The following is a 13,126-nucleotide window of genomic DNA, read 5'->3' on the forward strand; positions in this document are numbered from 1 at the left end:
CACCTTGATTAATGGACTATATTCAAGGGGAAAGTCCCTAGCCTTTGTTTAGAATTTTCTTCCGCATACCATAACATGAGACTAAATTTGGTTGAAATCCCTCATTCCCCATCTCTCGACCCAACAGTGCCAAGGGTTTCCACCATCCTACTAAGACTTCGTTAGACCAGGGCTGAATCCTTTTTCATGGTAATAGGGATGTTTCATTTTTGTTTACAGCAGTTATGGGACTTTAACGTAACTTAAAGATTTTCATCAGCCCAGGTGGTCCGCCTAAATGACGTTCAAGAACATGAGGAACGCCTCCACGCTCCTCAGGTTCGGCTCCCCCACCAGCTCCCTGACGACGTTGTTGATGGTGAAGATCGAGAGGTAGCCCTGAAGCCTCTCCCTCCTCCAGAACGAGGAGTCCTCCAGTTCCAGGGCCTTGACGTCCCTTGGATGTCCTCGATCTCCCACCCGACAGGCCTCCTCGACTTTCTCGCTGAGCGAGAGGTCGGTCGTGTAGAGGTACCTGGCCTGTGTCCCAGAGTCACGTTTATGTTCCCGGACTAACAACTTCACCGTAATGGCTCGGCCTCCCAGGGTCAGGTCGGCGAAGTAGACTCCGGGGGGTATCCCACTCGGAGGTGTCCCTCCACCTCCTCGAGGGTCCCCTGGGCCGACTCGACCCTGAGCTCGGTTGGACTTGAGCTCAGACACCACGTTGTCCGTCACGAGCTTCTCGGACCAGTACCACGAGTCGAAGACGACCCTGGACACGCGGAAGCGCTCCTTGAGCACGTCCAACATCTCCCTGGCCACGTCGATCTCGGTCTTGAACTCGGTGACCCTCACAAATCCAACATCTTCCTCACGGCGTAGGGGAAAGCTCCCACCATGAACGTCCTGCCCGTGGAGAGGTCCACTATCACGACCGTGAGGAGCTTGGCCCTCTCGAACCTCCCGTGGGCGTGGCAGTAGATCCAGTAGTTCCCGTGGGGGCTCACGTCCCCCTTGGAGCCTTGCTGTCACGGTGTCGTCCATGATGACGACCTGACCCTTCACCAGCCCCGACAGGACCTCCAGTCCCTCCACGCGTCGTCGAGTTCTCCCAACGCCTCCAGCAGGTTTGCGTAGTCCAACCCGAACGTCTCGGCCCTGTTCCTCACGCTGGCCCTCCCACCTACCAGGACCATGAGGATCAGTGCCAGTTGACCTTCCTGCTCCTCCCCTTCCCCCTGACCACGCCCAGCCTGTTTACCGCCCTGACCAGCCTCTCCCTAGCGAACTCGATCTGTCCCTTTCCGCACCTTTTCAGCGGGACGACGTCGAAAAACTTCTCACAATACCGACTTTCCTGTATTACCTCCCTAAGATTCCCATAACTGCTGGATATTAAATATTATGAAATCCTATGAAGCCTGAACCCCTCCGTAGTAGTACAGCCTAACCAGTTCCTCTCTCGCTGGAGTGAAGTGGAAGATCAACTGAGTCTCGGCTATTAGGTAATAACTACCTTTTGGTATCTCCTTGAAGGAGTAGTCCGGCAGATCAAAGTGCAGTATGATCACATGTGTTCCTGGAGGTATCGTCAGGTTGAACGTCTGATTACCTAAATTGGAGGCAATGAAGAAGGATTGGGACGCACTAATGAGGCTGGGATTCACTACCTTAACTACGGTGACCGAGACTGGTGAGAAAACCTGGAGGGTAACGTTAGCCTCTCCGGAGAAATATGATATGTTCAAGATCTTAATTGAGAGGACGTAATTTAAGGGTGTTGGTTGGGAGAAAGCTATATACACGAGGGAACCCTGGAGATACCCCCTTAAAACTCCCTGGACAGTAACCAGGGAGAAGTTAAAGTCCATGGGGGAGGCAGGAGCTGACACATTAAATCTGGTCGAGTTCACAATATAAAGGTGAGGTACTGTGAAGTTCTGTCCTGTGTTAAGTACGGTGATGTAACCGCCGGTTACGTTAATGGGGAAGGATAGAGTGTTAACTGCCTCCAACTCTATGGTTATATTACCATTCTCCAAGCTAGCCCCTATTACAGAGACGTAGGGCGGGGATATGTTCGAGGACGGAGGTACGGTTCGGGAGTACAAGACAAGGAGAAGAGAGGAGAAGATAAGTGCCAAGAGGAGAATGAAAAATATTCTTATCTTTTCCGATGTCATTTTTCACTCCTTTACACTCCAGGGGGTAGTGGCACTCTAGTTGAAGAGATCACGTTATCTCCAAAGTAGACAGTTATGGAAGCAGTGGAGGAAGAGGTGAGCCCAGGGCCAGAGTTAGGTTGGATCAGCAGGCTTACCTGGTAGGTACCTGAAGATAAGGTGACCGCGGTCGATGTTCCCGTAACTGCTTTACCATTCTGTATTATCTGTATTACTTGAGCACTGGCGTAACTATTGGTATTTTCTTGGATTATTATCCAAGCATTATTGACTATACTTCCGGTGTAAGAGACGTTAGTGACGTATATGTTAGCTGGTGTGGCGAGTACATCTAGACCTATTATTTGGTAAAATAGGTCGTAGCTACTGTTAGTGATGTCTACAGTGGCACTAAAGCCGTAGGCGTAGTTGCTTTTGTTATTACCTCCAATTAAGGTGACTTGAGCGTAACTTCCGGCCGCACCATTTGGAGCATCTTTACCATAAACGAATTGTAACGGCTGGGAGGTGGTATTCACCGTGATACTCCCCTGGAATAAGTAGACTACCTCTGCTAGCCCCACGGGCACTATAGCCATGAGTAGTAGAAGGGGTATCAGTAATTTTCTACCGAATTTGGGACTCCTTTTCACAGTTCACAGATATCTCTGGTTGTTATTATAGCAACATCTTATATAAAATTTATCCAGATTATATAGAACATTATCCATACATGTTCTATACTCTTACTCACTCGGCGTACTCTTCCACGAGAACTTTGGTTTCCTTTCCACCAAGTTCGTTGAACAGGTACTTGATGAGCTGCTTATGATCTATCACCTTAATGTCGTGACCATGATTAATTATAACCATTCTCTTCCCAATGACTATACGGGTCTTTCCACGCGGGAATAAAAGGTTGATTTTGTCTGTACTACCCTCTGGTCTTATTTCCATTCCTTCCGTTTCTATTCCCCATTCCCTGATGGTGAAGGGAGCGTTGATCTCCTTGAGGAACCTCAGTAGTCCTTTTAAATCCCCTCTCTCTAAGCCCCTGATAGTCCTCTCAAATAAGGTTAGTCTCCTGCCCATCCATGAGGCCCCCTTCCATAAGTTCATTAATGATATACCCAAGAGTGTGAACACCAAGAAGGTGGGAGGTCCCACGTTGATCTCCACTGGCGAGTAGATGAAAAAGTAACCCGTTGGGCTCGGCAACAGGGAATACCCAGCGTAATGCATATACCTTTCGACGTATATGAGAGAGGTCAGCATCATAGAGCCAGACAGGGCGAAGGAAAGGGAAGATAGGTAAAGAGAGTACTTAGTCCTCCACACTATTGGTAGAGCTCCCCCAACCAACGCGTAACCGAGAGATGCAAGCGGAAGGGCAGAGTAAATCACGTTCCTTAGGTTTAGGAAGCTAACCGAGAATCCAAACCCCATGATATCCAAAGAGTAGACTGACGACTTGTACGATATCGCAGGGACGAAAAACCATACGATAGCTAGAGACACGGATAGGACCATAGGGAGTTGTATTTCTCTTCTCAAACCCAACACCTGAGTTTGGGCTCTATGAGCTAAACCTTCATTCATAACAAGTGGATTTTATTATATTTATTTCTTTATAGAAGGGGTTCAAAGGAGGAGTAAAACCTTGCCTCCCTGAGGCGGAGATGGATAGCCCCTTTGTAGGGTTTTAAACTTAAATCTCTCCTCCGCTCGAGATGTCCTCCTCTGGACAACTTCCTGTCAGCAGTTATTAGATTTTGCCTTGACTTCAAGGCTACACCTAATGAGAAATCACATAACTGCTGTTCCTGTGAATGAGGAGAGGGAGCTGACCTCTCACGTGATGCCGGAGGAGGGCGTGTATGAGGTTGAACGTGAGAACAAGAGGACGAATGTCGTACGTCTTCTACCAAGTTTTCAGGGAATGAAACTAAAGAGCAGCAGTTGTGGGATTTTTCCTTAGGTAGCGCCCTGTAATCAGGGTAAAATCTGATAACTGCTGTAAAGAGTTTAGCAAACCACTGTTCTAGGCCCTTCGAAGAGTTGAACTACGAGAGGAGACAGTAGTTCTTCCAGCAACGACGTGTGGACTTCGAAGCTACGTGGGGCAATTACTACGAGAAGTACAGGGAGGCACTCGGTAGTGCCAACGGGCAGGCCATGATGCAGAAGAACAATGAGGCCTGGTAGTGCTTCTCACTGCTGAAGTTGAAGGAGGAATACGATGCATCAGGCACGTGAGCGCACCTAGATACCGGAAGGACAAGGACACTAAGGAGAGCAAGTTACTAGTCGCAGTGAGGCAGGACAGGTACGTCGTGGAGAGCAGGACTAGCTGGTCCCGAAGTACTTCGGCCTCGAGATCGAGTTCGTGAGGAGGTTGAGGCGATACGGGAAACAGGACAGCTCGAGATATACTACGACGAGGTTGAGAAGCTTGGTACGCCTCTATCCCAGTCGAGGTTGGCGTGGAAAAGACGAGGAAGGGCAAAAGGTCGAGATACGTGGTCCAGGGCGAGAGAAAGAAGATCCAATTCGAGTCCCCAAAGGGGGAAAAAGTGGCGTCGATCGACCTGGGCGTCAAAATCACACATGTTGTTAGGTAATACAATTAAAGTCCATAGCCCCTAAGGGTTATAAGGTGTACACAAGGAATCTCTCCTTTATGGAGATAGAGCGTGAGCTGGACCTTTACAGAGTCCTGAGAGACGCTAAGGAACAGGGTAAGAAGGTCGCCATAATAGGTACTGGAACTCATGCGAGAAAGAGTGCCGATATCATAGTGACTACGCTAAGGATGTCCGATTTCGAGATAAGGGGAGACACCCTGAGGGCTCAGGCCGGCGTACCGGTGGCAAAGATCAGGGAAGAGGCCTCGTCTCAGGGCCTCCTCTTCCCTACCCTCTACGATGGGACCGTTGGCGGTTTACTCGCCACTAATGAACCTTCCACGATATCTACAGCCTACGGAACACCCGAGAAATTTACTGAGTGGGCAAGAATAGTGACTCCTGTGGGAATTTTCAGGTGGAAGGGTTTCCTAGGTTCAAAGGGCCTTCTGGGAGGGTTCACAGAGGCCTCAATGAGACTCCTCCCGAGACCAAACTCAGTGGTCACGTATACCTCTCAGGTGGAGTTCGAGGAGGCCCCCTCAGTGTTCGATAAGCTGCTGAATAGGTCTCCCATCGCATTGCTCTTGGAATACGACGGTAAACTGAGGATACACGCCTCCTTCACATCTCCCACCGTGGAGGGAATGGAGTCCTACGAGGGAGTCCCAGTGGTGGAGGAGAACGACAGGGGAAGCTTCATGGTCAGGACAACGGGTATCACCGAATTCCTCGAGGTCGTCAAATCAGTGAACCCTGTCTATGCGTATTATATACATGGAGTGGGTTGGAGCAAAGTGTACACGTCCGACGAGGAGGAACTAAACAGGTGGGATCACTATCCCTCCTCCGAGGCCAGAAAGATCGTTCTGAGAATTAAGACCGTCTTGGATCACTGGAACGTCCTAGTCTAGTGAATGACCATTGCCGTAGTCAACAGTTTCAGATAAACTGTGAAGTTTATGTCATTTGATATCATTTAACATTCCTAGTCCTTTTAACGCTATTAAGTAAGCTGAGGCTGTATGCCTGTCAAAACCCTTCTCCCTCATCACCTTCTCGTGGTCTTCTGAATTTGTAGTACCCTTAGGGTTAACTAACACAACGTTAAAACCCAACCTCAACGCCTTAATAACGCCGTGGATTAACAACTGTTTCTTAGCGAAACGCGTTATCTTCCTATTACCGCTCTTACTCGTGGTGAACTTCCTCCTCTTAACTAGAAACAAATCCTCAAAAACAACGTAATCAACGCCAATCCTTGATAGGAAACTGAGGGCTTGTGAAAGAGCATTCAAACGTAAAGCCATAGCTTTCCCTTTAGGAAAACCTGGCCTAGTAACATCTGAATACAAAAAAGTCTTAATGGCAATAATTTCACCCCCCTTGTTGATTACAACGTTCAACCTATCACTATTCAAATCAAAACCGGCAAACAAACCGTAGCCATTAGGTTTCGGTGAAGAGAAGTGCTTCAAGTATAACCAGAGTGGGATTTGGAGGTGGATCATTGGTTTTTCCTTAAAGGAAATTAATGCACCATAACCCTCCACCTTATTACTCACCAACTCCTCCAACTCATGAAGTAGCTGTAAGTACTCTTTACCAAAATATGCTTTCCCATAAACCCACTTACCCCAAGGGTCTTTAACCTTAACTTCAACGTGGTCTTGAAAAACGTGGAACTTCACATTCCTATTACCCTTGTCAGCTTTATTCCCCCTACTGCCAAACCAGAATTTCCTTATCTTAGCGTGAAAAATTTTATTCTCTTCCTCTCTATCCAACAAGCCGTCAACAATTGTCTTAGCTTGCTTTAAAGCAGTTTCGAGGTAAATGTAGTTCGGTAAAAAGTTGTAAAACTCCTTGGTTAACTCATCAATACTCTTCCCATTAAAGAGTGGTTTTATAGCACTCTTAACTACTTGTGAGTAAGCCCTAGCAATTCTAACAACCCTCTCTTTCTCGTTAAATAAGACTCTACCATTTATCGTAACGAATTGGAAGTTTTCGAGAGCTTCTCTGGAACCGATAATCCTATTCCTCATCATCTGGTAGGATAACAATTACTATCACCTCCTTTCCGGCAATTTTCTCAGCCTTCTCTTTCACGCTCTTCGGGATGTATATCGCATACCTCTCTCCAGCGATGAAGGATGAACCCTGACTTACCCTTGCTGAGAAGTCTCAAACACGGAGTTTGGGCTTTTTCGAATTTTCATGAATTTGTATCAATCCTAGGCCTTGAGCTTCACCGGAGTCAGGGCTGGCCCGTTCACCCTACCCCCCAGCGGGATGACCCCATTCAACGCAGTGTTACCGCCCTTTGGGAAACCCGCACATCCCTGACGCACTTGCCGTCACACCTATCGGGATATTTCCACCTCATCCGGTGTGACTGTATTTTTATTTGCCTATAGAGTACGTAAACCTCGCGGTTTATCGGAAGTTGACAACGGCAGTTATTAGATTTCCCTTCACTACAAGGTGGCAATTGAGGAAAGTCCCATAACTACTCTCGATAACCTATTTTCTCATTCTCGACTCTTTCATCTCGTCGTTGAGGATCTTTTCAACTTCACAGCAGTTATTAGATTTCACCTAGATTACAGGGCGGTACCTAAGGGAGAATCCCATAACTGCTGTCAACTTCATAAAATCTTTCACGTTCTACATGGGTTCACTCCTTAGAATAATACTCTGTTAATCAATATGTGACAGTACTCAGATAAAGATACAAATGTTTTATTCTATCTTCCTATAAAAAGAATTCTTCGTCGTAAATTCTTAAAATCAAACGTCTCTTAAAAGGTCCCGTAGAAAACCTCCATTTTTACGTCATAGGTTTCAATCTCGGGCAGGTCACGTCAGAGCGTCCCCCACTATATCATCGAATATCTTGTCGAGCTCCCTAGATATTTCCTCTTCCCCCCATTTGGAGAATACCTCACTGGGTTTGAAGTACTCCACGTAAACCTCTCCTCCGCTCTCAAAAACATATATCCTAAGAGGCGGCTCTATTCCCATCCTCAAATCCTTCTGGAATAACCTGTAGGCAAAATCAGGTCTGAACACCTCAAAGATGTAATTTCCGCCTATCCTGAAACCGGCTTTGGCCAAGTTTTCTTGAGCGTTAACCCTGGAAACTATTCTCATATTATGAGAAAGAATGGAACTCTCGAGCTTGGATAAGGTAGTATTGAAGTCGTATTTGGACTTCAGAACCTGAACCATGACGTTGAACGAACCTCAAATCCGATATAAGGTTTTCCCCAATTTCACTTTGTGTAATGCTGGCAACTCGTGACGATTTTGCAATTCCCTATCCCGTGGCTACGATTGGTGTTGAGAAATCGAACAAACAGTCAATGTTCCAAGACGCTAACGACAAGTTGTCTAAAAGGATCTCCAGGACTGTATGTAGGTGTGGGTGAGGGTTATCCCGCCAAGGGTGCGGAGGGGGTGTGAACGTGCTTCCGTTGATTTCGGTAAAGCCCTGGGGCTGAGGATTGATATCAAGTGAAGTCCTATGAAGTCCTGAACCCCCTTGATGTAACTTCTCCCTCGAACTATCATTTCCCTGTGATCCCGATCCTAGAATAAAGTAAAGTGGAAATTATGCTTATGAACCCCATCATTATCCACAACCACTGATATCCTAGGCTGGTCACGATCCACCCTGCCATCACCGAGCTGGTCACCCCACTAAACTGCCAGAACGTATTGGCAATACCAGTTGCCTTACCTGCTCCCTCTCGACCGATTCGGGCGATGGCGGTAGAGTGGGCAGGAGTTATCAGGAACCTTACTCCACCCATCAACGTAGCCAGGATAGCCAGAGATAAGGGGCCCCTTGCCAGAGGAATTAACATGAGGAGAAGCCCATAACTCGAAACTGTAACTACGAGCGACTTCACGTGACCTAACCTGTTTATGAGTCTACTCGACAACACTGTACTCACTATTCCAGGTAGGGCCGTGAGGGAATATATTAATCCGGACACGATAGGATCGTCGGTCAATCTGAGAGCGTAGTCGTAAAAGTACAGGGCCACGGCCCAGTAGGCGGTGAAGAAGAGAAATCCACCGCCTGAGATGAGGACGACGTCCCTGATGTCTTCCAATCTCCCTGGGCTATTAAAGTTGGGCGTTGGCTTAACGGTAGGAAGGAGAGATACGGTCATAACGGAGAGCGCGGTCACAAAGAAATATCCCCACCTCCAACTCAACTCCGTGGCTATTGGGGGTAGTAAATAGCCTGCGGCTATGATAGAGAGGGGCCACGCTAAGCTGTAAACTCCCATTGCCTGTGCTAGCTCCTTCCCTGAAAAGGATTCAGAGATTGCCTTCACAGTTGAGGGATATATCCATCCTGCTGACAATCCCATGAAGATGCTGAGTAGATATTCGGTGCGAATAGAGTCTGCTAAACCTGATCCTAGGGACGTTATCGCTATCCCCACAAGGGAGAGGAGAAGAACAATCTTGAAGCTCATCCTATCCACTAAAACTCCTGCGGGGATCTGAACAACTACATATCCAGCGAAGAACAGCGAAAAGATGTAACTGTCCTCCTCCACGCTAGGATGTAAAGTGGATAGGGGACCTAGGATGCTCCAAGCGAGCCTAGAGAAGTAGGCTAGGAAGAAGGAAAGAGAACAAACCAAAATCAGAAGCCTTCCATTCACCTGAGGTAGATCTAAGGTCTACATAAAAAGTTTTGAGGCCCAGTAACTTGTGGATTGTTTAAGGATAGTAGTTATTTAGATTTCCCTTGATAACAAGACGTCAGTTAAGGGAAAATCAAATAACTACTATACTATAAAGAAGCCTTTGGAATTTCGTCATTTCATTCAGTTGCTATAATTCTGCAATCCTCATCGGAGTTTAAACGTTGCTACTTTACGACTATCATCCTTTGACCAATCCTATTACCAACCCTATAATGAATACAATCGAGTTGTAAGGTAGGAGATTTAAATAAGCACTCACCTTACTCTCAGCTTGAGTTGCTGTCTGCCCCAGTTGCATCAACGCACTCTCGACAGTGTGAGGAGAGATAACTCCAATTGCAAGCAAGATTATGACGATAGCTAGGAGTATGATGCCCACCTGAACTATCTTCTTGATTAGGAAACCCACCAGCAGACCCAAAACAAAGGCCACTATCAGGGATATTATGGAACCGCTAGTTATGTCTGGTACTGCCATGCATAATTTTCAAGGAGAAGACTTTTAAATCCTTTCTTAATACTGACCCACCATGAAAGTCGTGAAATATGAAGTTGAGGTGAAGGTCGAGGGCAAGGACAAAGCTCTCACGATAAAGAGAAAATATAGGCATATGGCCTATGCTAGGGACTTCGTGAGGGGTTTAGTGAAGGGAGAGTGTAAGTGGACAGCTGAGGGAAACGTCATTAAGGCTGAATGTAGCTCCAACGAGGGAACAAAGTATCTAGTTAGCATTACTAAAGTAAGACTACAGAGACCTAAGAAAGAAGATAAAGAGAAACAAGGTAAAGTCCAGGAACAGGGAAAATCCTAAACTTCAGCTGGGCACTACTGCCAGTTGAACGTGAGCTTTAAACTGGTTCTTCACGGCCTCAGTTAGCTTCTCCATGTCATCTGTTACCTTTTCGTATAGCGATTCCCTGTCCACCCAGTATAAGTAGGCCGGTCTACCCTTTCTCTTCTCCTCGTCAGTCACCTTCTCTCTTCCTATCAAACCCTTGTAAAGTAGGTTGTTTATCGACTTGCTGATCGAAGCCTTGGTTACCTTCAATTCCTCAGCCAAGTCCTCAGTTGACATCTTCCTACCCTTGCACATCATCACGTGCAGTACCTCTACGTCACTCCTGGATAGGCCATATAGGAAAGCTATCACTTCCTGAATATCCACTTCCCTGCCATCCGGGAACCTCACCTTACTGTTCATTTTGCTCATTTCTTTACCACCTATCTTACACTGTTCTTTCTTGATTAAAAAATGTATATATATTAATGTTAAGAAAAATGTAGAAGTATATACTTTCGTGCAAAAATGTTTACATTTGTACGGGAGTGAGGTAACCCTTGTATGAAAAAGTTAAAGGTCGTAAATTAACGGGGTTAATATGGCCTAGGCATAGGTTATCAACGAAATCCCTAATTTCTTAGAACAAAAGATAAGGTTATGAAGTGGGAGACCCCTTGTGAACAAGGTTTCACTGTTGTAGTCCCATACTTGCGGGCCGCGTTAATACAGCGGATGGTTGAGAGAGGAGTTAAGGTTAAGAAGGCCACTAAGTTGGTGGGACTCTCAGCTACCTCTTACGAAAAACATCAGAAGAGCACCAAAGTCAAGGAGATATTGTCCGATCCTGTAGTTTCAGATATGTTAGAGAGTCTCGTGGGGAGACTAGTAGCTGGTGATAGGGTAGAGGAGACTAGCTTTTGCCTCCTATGTTCTAACTCTCGTAAGATATTTGGTCTCCCTCCCTGTCCCGTCCTCTAATCTGGTGGAGGGAGGGATATCTTAAGCAGGTTCGCGTGCTCCTCGGTTATGTTCTCTTCCCTATATCTCTCCAGCGAAACCTTTCCGTCCTCCGATATTCTAACCTTACTGAAGTAAAACTTCCTGGCGTTCACGTCTGCTGTGAACAGTCTTATCTCAGGCAAACTCCTCAGCCATTTGAGAAGCTCCTTGTCTTGTAGTGCAGTAGAAAGTTGCTTACTGGCTAGCCAACTCCTCACGTGAAGTAGAAGTACTCCCCTAAAGCCAGCTACTCTTAGGGCATCAAGAGATCTCAGGAACACTTCGTTCACCAAGCTCATCTTTTGCTCTCCACCGAATGCTAAATAAACTCCCTCAGCTCCCCAGGAGACGATCTTCTTGGCGGTCTCCTGTATGTTTGGGGAATAGTCGAATATCTTCACCTTGTTTTCTCCATATCCGTGCCTCTCAAAATACGCCACGGTGGCCGCAGCGGCAATGGATTCACAGATTCTATCTGGGTAACTAATTATGGCTATCCTTTTGAGCCCCTCGAACTCGTGGACACCAACTAGTCTCCCAGTTAGGGCCCTCAGGTACACCTCCTCCTCAAGGGACGCCCTTGAAGACATCTGTGACATCTCAGATCACGTAGAACTTCACTGAGCTTTAATATAAATTTATCTCTTTTTACTGCCAAAAATTATGAATTTCCAATATATAATGAAAATAGTGAGAAATCACACCGATTGCTGTCTGAGAGAGGTGAATACCAGACTATGGGGCGTAACGTTAATATTCCTAAGAATAAAGAAGTTAAATAGTAGAGGGGTATACGAAAGTAGTACATAAGTGGCGATACGTAATGACACCTGCTAGGGGAGAGGAGAAGACACCGGTGTCTTCAATGCTCATGGATACTACTCATGATGGGGGAGAAAAGTGGGGTTTAGAGGAGGACTTAGTCAGGACTATAGTCTCTGTCATCGAGTTAGATTCTAATCCACGGAAGGTCCCCCTGAAGATGATAAGTGATCCGGACAAGTTCATGTCCCTCATTATTCCCAAAGGTGCCAAGAAGGTCGTCTTGGTCCTCTCTAGGGAGAGGATGGGATTTGAGAACCAGTACAAAGAATCCGTTAGAAAAGTCTCTTCTTCAGCTGTTGTAATGGTTCTGTTCAGCCATAAGTTAGATAAGGATGTTATGCTTATCTTCTTTAAGTGACTCTAGAGAACGAAATCAAGGGATTGTGTACAAGGGCGAAAACTATAGGTTTCTTCGGATCCTACACTAGGTCAGACTATGTGGAAGGCGTCTCAGATATCAACGTTTTCGCTCTCTCAGAAGACAAGTCGTTACTCTTGGAATTAGCTTCCCTGGGTGTCACACCCTTAGTGCTCAGAGACCAGGAGCTTAAGGCTCTGTGTGACGCGGGGGAACCCCTGTGCTATTACCTGCTCTACGACTCCAAATTGGTGTGTGGCTCCCTGGAGGGTTTCAGGTTCAATAAGACGAACGTGACATGTTTAAGACTGTTGTATTATTCCAAGAGCCTCGTGAAAATTGCTATAGAGGGATTCCTCAGGGGGGATCAGGTATCATCGGTTCTGAACTCCTATAGATCAGTTAAATCTTACTTGCGGTACAGGTGTTGTGAGAGAGGAGAGATTCCGCTATCTGACGAGGAAGTGATGAAGTGTTGTAACAATATAGGAGGCGAGATGTGCGATCTCTTTCTAAAGATAGTGAGGAGTAGAAGGGATGGAACGCCAGTCGGGTTTTCCGTCGTCAAGAAGGTACGCGAAATCACACTTGGCCCTGAGAGTACAGCCTAGCCGTTGACAACAGTCTCAGACAAACCGTGAAGTTTATACTCTTTATATGT

General features: G+C 46.5%; 17 protein-coding genes and 1 pseudogene. 7 read left to right on the plus strand and 11 right to left on the minus strand.

What is annotated here, in order from left to right:
• Positions 1–232: 232 nt before the first annotated feature.
• From METMK1DRAFT_RS16695 to METMK1DRAFT_RS19565, 5 genes and pseudogenes are all read right to left on the minus strand, one after another.
• Positions 233–1,300 (minus strand): annotated as a pseudogene (locus METMK1DRAFT_RS16695) (IS701 family transposase).
• Positions 1,301–1,394: 94 nt separating this feature from the next.
• A complete protein-coding gene (locus tag METMK1DRAFT_RS10955; protein ID WP_009074095.1) occupies positions 1,395–2,165 on the minus strand; it encodes a hypothetical protein in 771 nt (256 codons plus the stop codon).
• Positions 2,166–2,176: 11 nt separating this feature from the next.
• Complete coding sequence (locus tag METMK1DRAFT_RS10960) at positions 2,177–2,797, minus strand: hypothetical protein (RefSeq protein WP_009074097.1); 621 nt, start codon at positions 2,795–2,797, stop codon at positions 2,177–2,179.
• Between the two features lie 97 nt (positions 2,798–2,894).
• Complete coding sequence (locus METMK1DRAFT_RS10965; RefSeq protein WP_155812430.1) at positions 2,895–3,698, minus strand: hypothetical protein; 804 nt, start codon at positions 3,696–3,698, stop codon at positions 2,895–2,897.
• A gap of 575 nt (positions 3,699–4,273) precedes the next feature.
• Positions 4,274–4,396, minus strand: a complete 123-nt coding sequence (locus tag METMK1DRAFT_RS19565; RefSeq protein WP_281034117.1) for a hypothetical protein — start codon at positions 4,394–4,396, stop codon at positions 4,274–4,276.
• On the opposite strand from METMK1DRAFT_RS19565, the gene METMK1DRAFT_RS17850 reads away from it, so the two are divergent.
• The 3 genes from METMK1DRAFT_RS17850 to METMK1DRAFT_RS10975 all read left to right on the plus strand — a co-directional run bounded on the left by METMK1DRAFT_RS17850 (position 4,397) and on the right by METMK1DRAFT_RS10975 (position 5,682).
• The gene (locus METMK1DRAFT_RS17850) at positions 4,397–4,534 is read left to right on the plus strand and encodes a hypothetical protein (RefSeq protein ID WP_155812431.1); all 138 of its coding nucleotides are present in this window, start codon (positions 4,397–4,399) and stop codon (positions 4,532–4,534) included. It abuts the gene before it with no gap.
• A 93-nt stretch (positions 4,535–4,627) separates the two neighbouring features.
• Positions 4,628–4,765 (plus strand): hypothetical protein, encoded by a 138-nt coding sequence (locus METMK1DRAFT_RS17855; protein ID WP_155812432.1) that lies wholly within the window; start codon positions 4,628–4,630, stop codon positions 4,763–4,765.
• 59 nt (positions 4,766–4,824) lie between these two features.
• Positions 4,825–5,682: an FAD-binding oxidoreductase gene (locus tag METMK1DRAFT_RS10975; protein ID WP_009074105.1), complete on the plus strand. Its 858-nt coding sequence runs from the start codon at positions 4,825–4,827 to the stop codon at positions 5,680–5,682.
• Positions 5,683–5,733: 51 nt separating this feature from the next.
• On the opposite strand, the gene METMK1DRAFT_RS10980 is transcribed toward METMK1DRAFT_RS10975, so the two are convergent.
• The 4 genes from METMK1DRAFT_RS10980 to METMK1DRAFT_RS11000 all read right to left on the minus strand — a co-directional run bounded on the left by METMK1DRAFT_RS10980 (position 5,734) and on the right by METMK1DRAFT_RS11000 (position 9,979).
• A complete protein-coding gene (locus METMK1DRAFT_RS10980) occupies positions 5,734–6,819 on the minus strand; it encodes a hypothetical protein (protein WP_009074107.1) in 1,086 nt (361 codons plus the stop codon).
• An 811-nt stretch (positions 6,820–7,630) separates the two neighbouring features.
• Complete coding sequence (locus tag METMK1DRAFT_RS10985; protein ID WP_009074109.1) at positions 7,631–8,002, minus strand: DUF302 domain-containing protein; 372 nt, start codon at positions 8,000–8,002, stop codon at positions 7,631–7,633.
• A 338-nt stretch (positions 8,003–8,340) separates the two neighbouring features.
• Positions 8,341–9,456: an MFS transporter gene (locus tag METMK1DRAFT_RS10995; RefSeq protein WP_009074117.1), complete on the minus strand. Its 1,116-nt coding sequence runs from the start codon at positions 9,454–9,456 to the stop codon at positions 8,341–8,343.
• 223 nt (positions 9,457–9,679) lie between these two features.
• Positions 9,680–9,979 carry a hypothetical protein gene (locus tag METMK1DRAFT_RS11000; RefSeq protein ID WP_009074119.1) on the minus strand — a complete coding sequence of 100 codons (300 nt, stop codon included), beginning with the start codon at positions 9,977–9,979 and terminating at the stop codon, positions 9,680–9,682.
• A 52-nt stretch (positions 9,980–10,031) separates the two neighbouring features.
• Between METMK1DRAFT_RS11000 and METMK1DRAFT_RS11005 the strand changes: the two genes are divergently transcribed.
• On the plus strand, positions 10,032–10,313 hold the full coding sequence (locus METMK1DRAFT_RS11005) for a hypothetical protein (RefSeq protein WP_009074121.1): 282 nt from the start codon (positions 10,032–10,034) through the stop codon (positions 10,311–10,313).
• Between the two features lie 3 nt (positions 10,314–10,316).
• Here the strand turns inward: METMK1DRAFT_RS11005 and lrs14 are convergent, their stop codons facing one another.
• Positions 10,317–10,703: an Lrs14 family HTH-type transcriptional regulator gene (gene lrs14, locus METMK1DRAFT_RS11010; protein ID WP_048088070.1), complete on the minus strand. Its 387-nt coding sequence runs from the start codon at positions 10,701–10,703 to the stop codon at positions 10,317–10,319.
• Positions 10,704–10,940: 237 nt separating this feature from the next.
• Between lrs14 and METMK1DRAFT_RS11015 the strand changes: the two genes are divergently transcribed.
• Positions 10,941–11,261, plus strand: coding sequence for a transcriptional regulator (locus METMK1DRAFT_RS11015; protein ID WP_009074125.1), 321 nt, complete (start codon positions 10,941–10,943; stop codon positions 11,259–11,261).
• Here METMK1DRAFT_RS11015 and METMK1DRAFT_RS11020 read toward each other — a convergent pair.
• The gene (locus METMK1DRAFT_RS11020) at positions 11,258–11,872 is read right to left on the minus strand and encodes a hypothetical protein (RefSeq protein WP_216586106.1); all 615 of its coding nucleotides are present in this window, start codon (positions 11,870–11,872) and stop codon (positions 11,258–11,260) included. The genes METMK1DRAFT_RS11015 and METMK1DRAFT_RS11020 overlap by 4 nt on opposite strands.
• A 233-nt stretch (positions 11,873–12,105) precedes the next feature.
• Between METMK1DRAFT_RS11020 and METMK1DRAFT_RS11025 the strand changes: the two genes are divergently transcribed.
• Both METMK1DRAFT_RS11025 and METMK1DRAFT_RS11030 read left to right on the plus strand, forming a co-directional pair.
• Complete coding sequence (locus METMK1DRAFT_RS11025; protein ID WP_009074130.1) at positions 12,106–12,465, plus strand: DUF4898 domain-containing protein; 360 nt, start codon at positions 12,106–12,108, stop codon at positions 12,463–12,465.
• The gene (locus tag METMK1DRAFT_RS11030) at positions 12,462–13,076 is read left to right on the plus strand and encodes a hypothetical protein (RefSeq protein WP_009074131.1); all 615 of its coding nucleotides are present in this window, start codon (positions 12,462–12,464) and stop codon (positions 13,074–13,076) included. Before METMK1DRAFT_RS11025 ends, METMK1DRAFT_RS11030 begins: the two co-directional genes overlap by 4 nt.
• Positions 13,077–13,126: the final 50 nt, after the last annotated feature.

Origin of the sequence: Metallosphaera yellowstonensis MK1 (assembly GCF_000243315.1) — an archaeon.
GTDB classification, from domain to species: domain Archaea; phylum Thermoproteota; class Thermoprotei_A; order Sulfolobales; family Sulfolobaceae; genus Metallosphaera; species Metallosphaera yellowstonensis.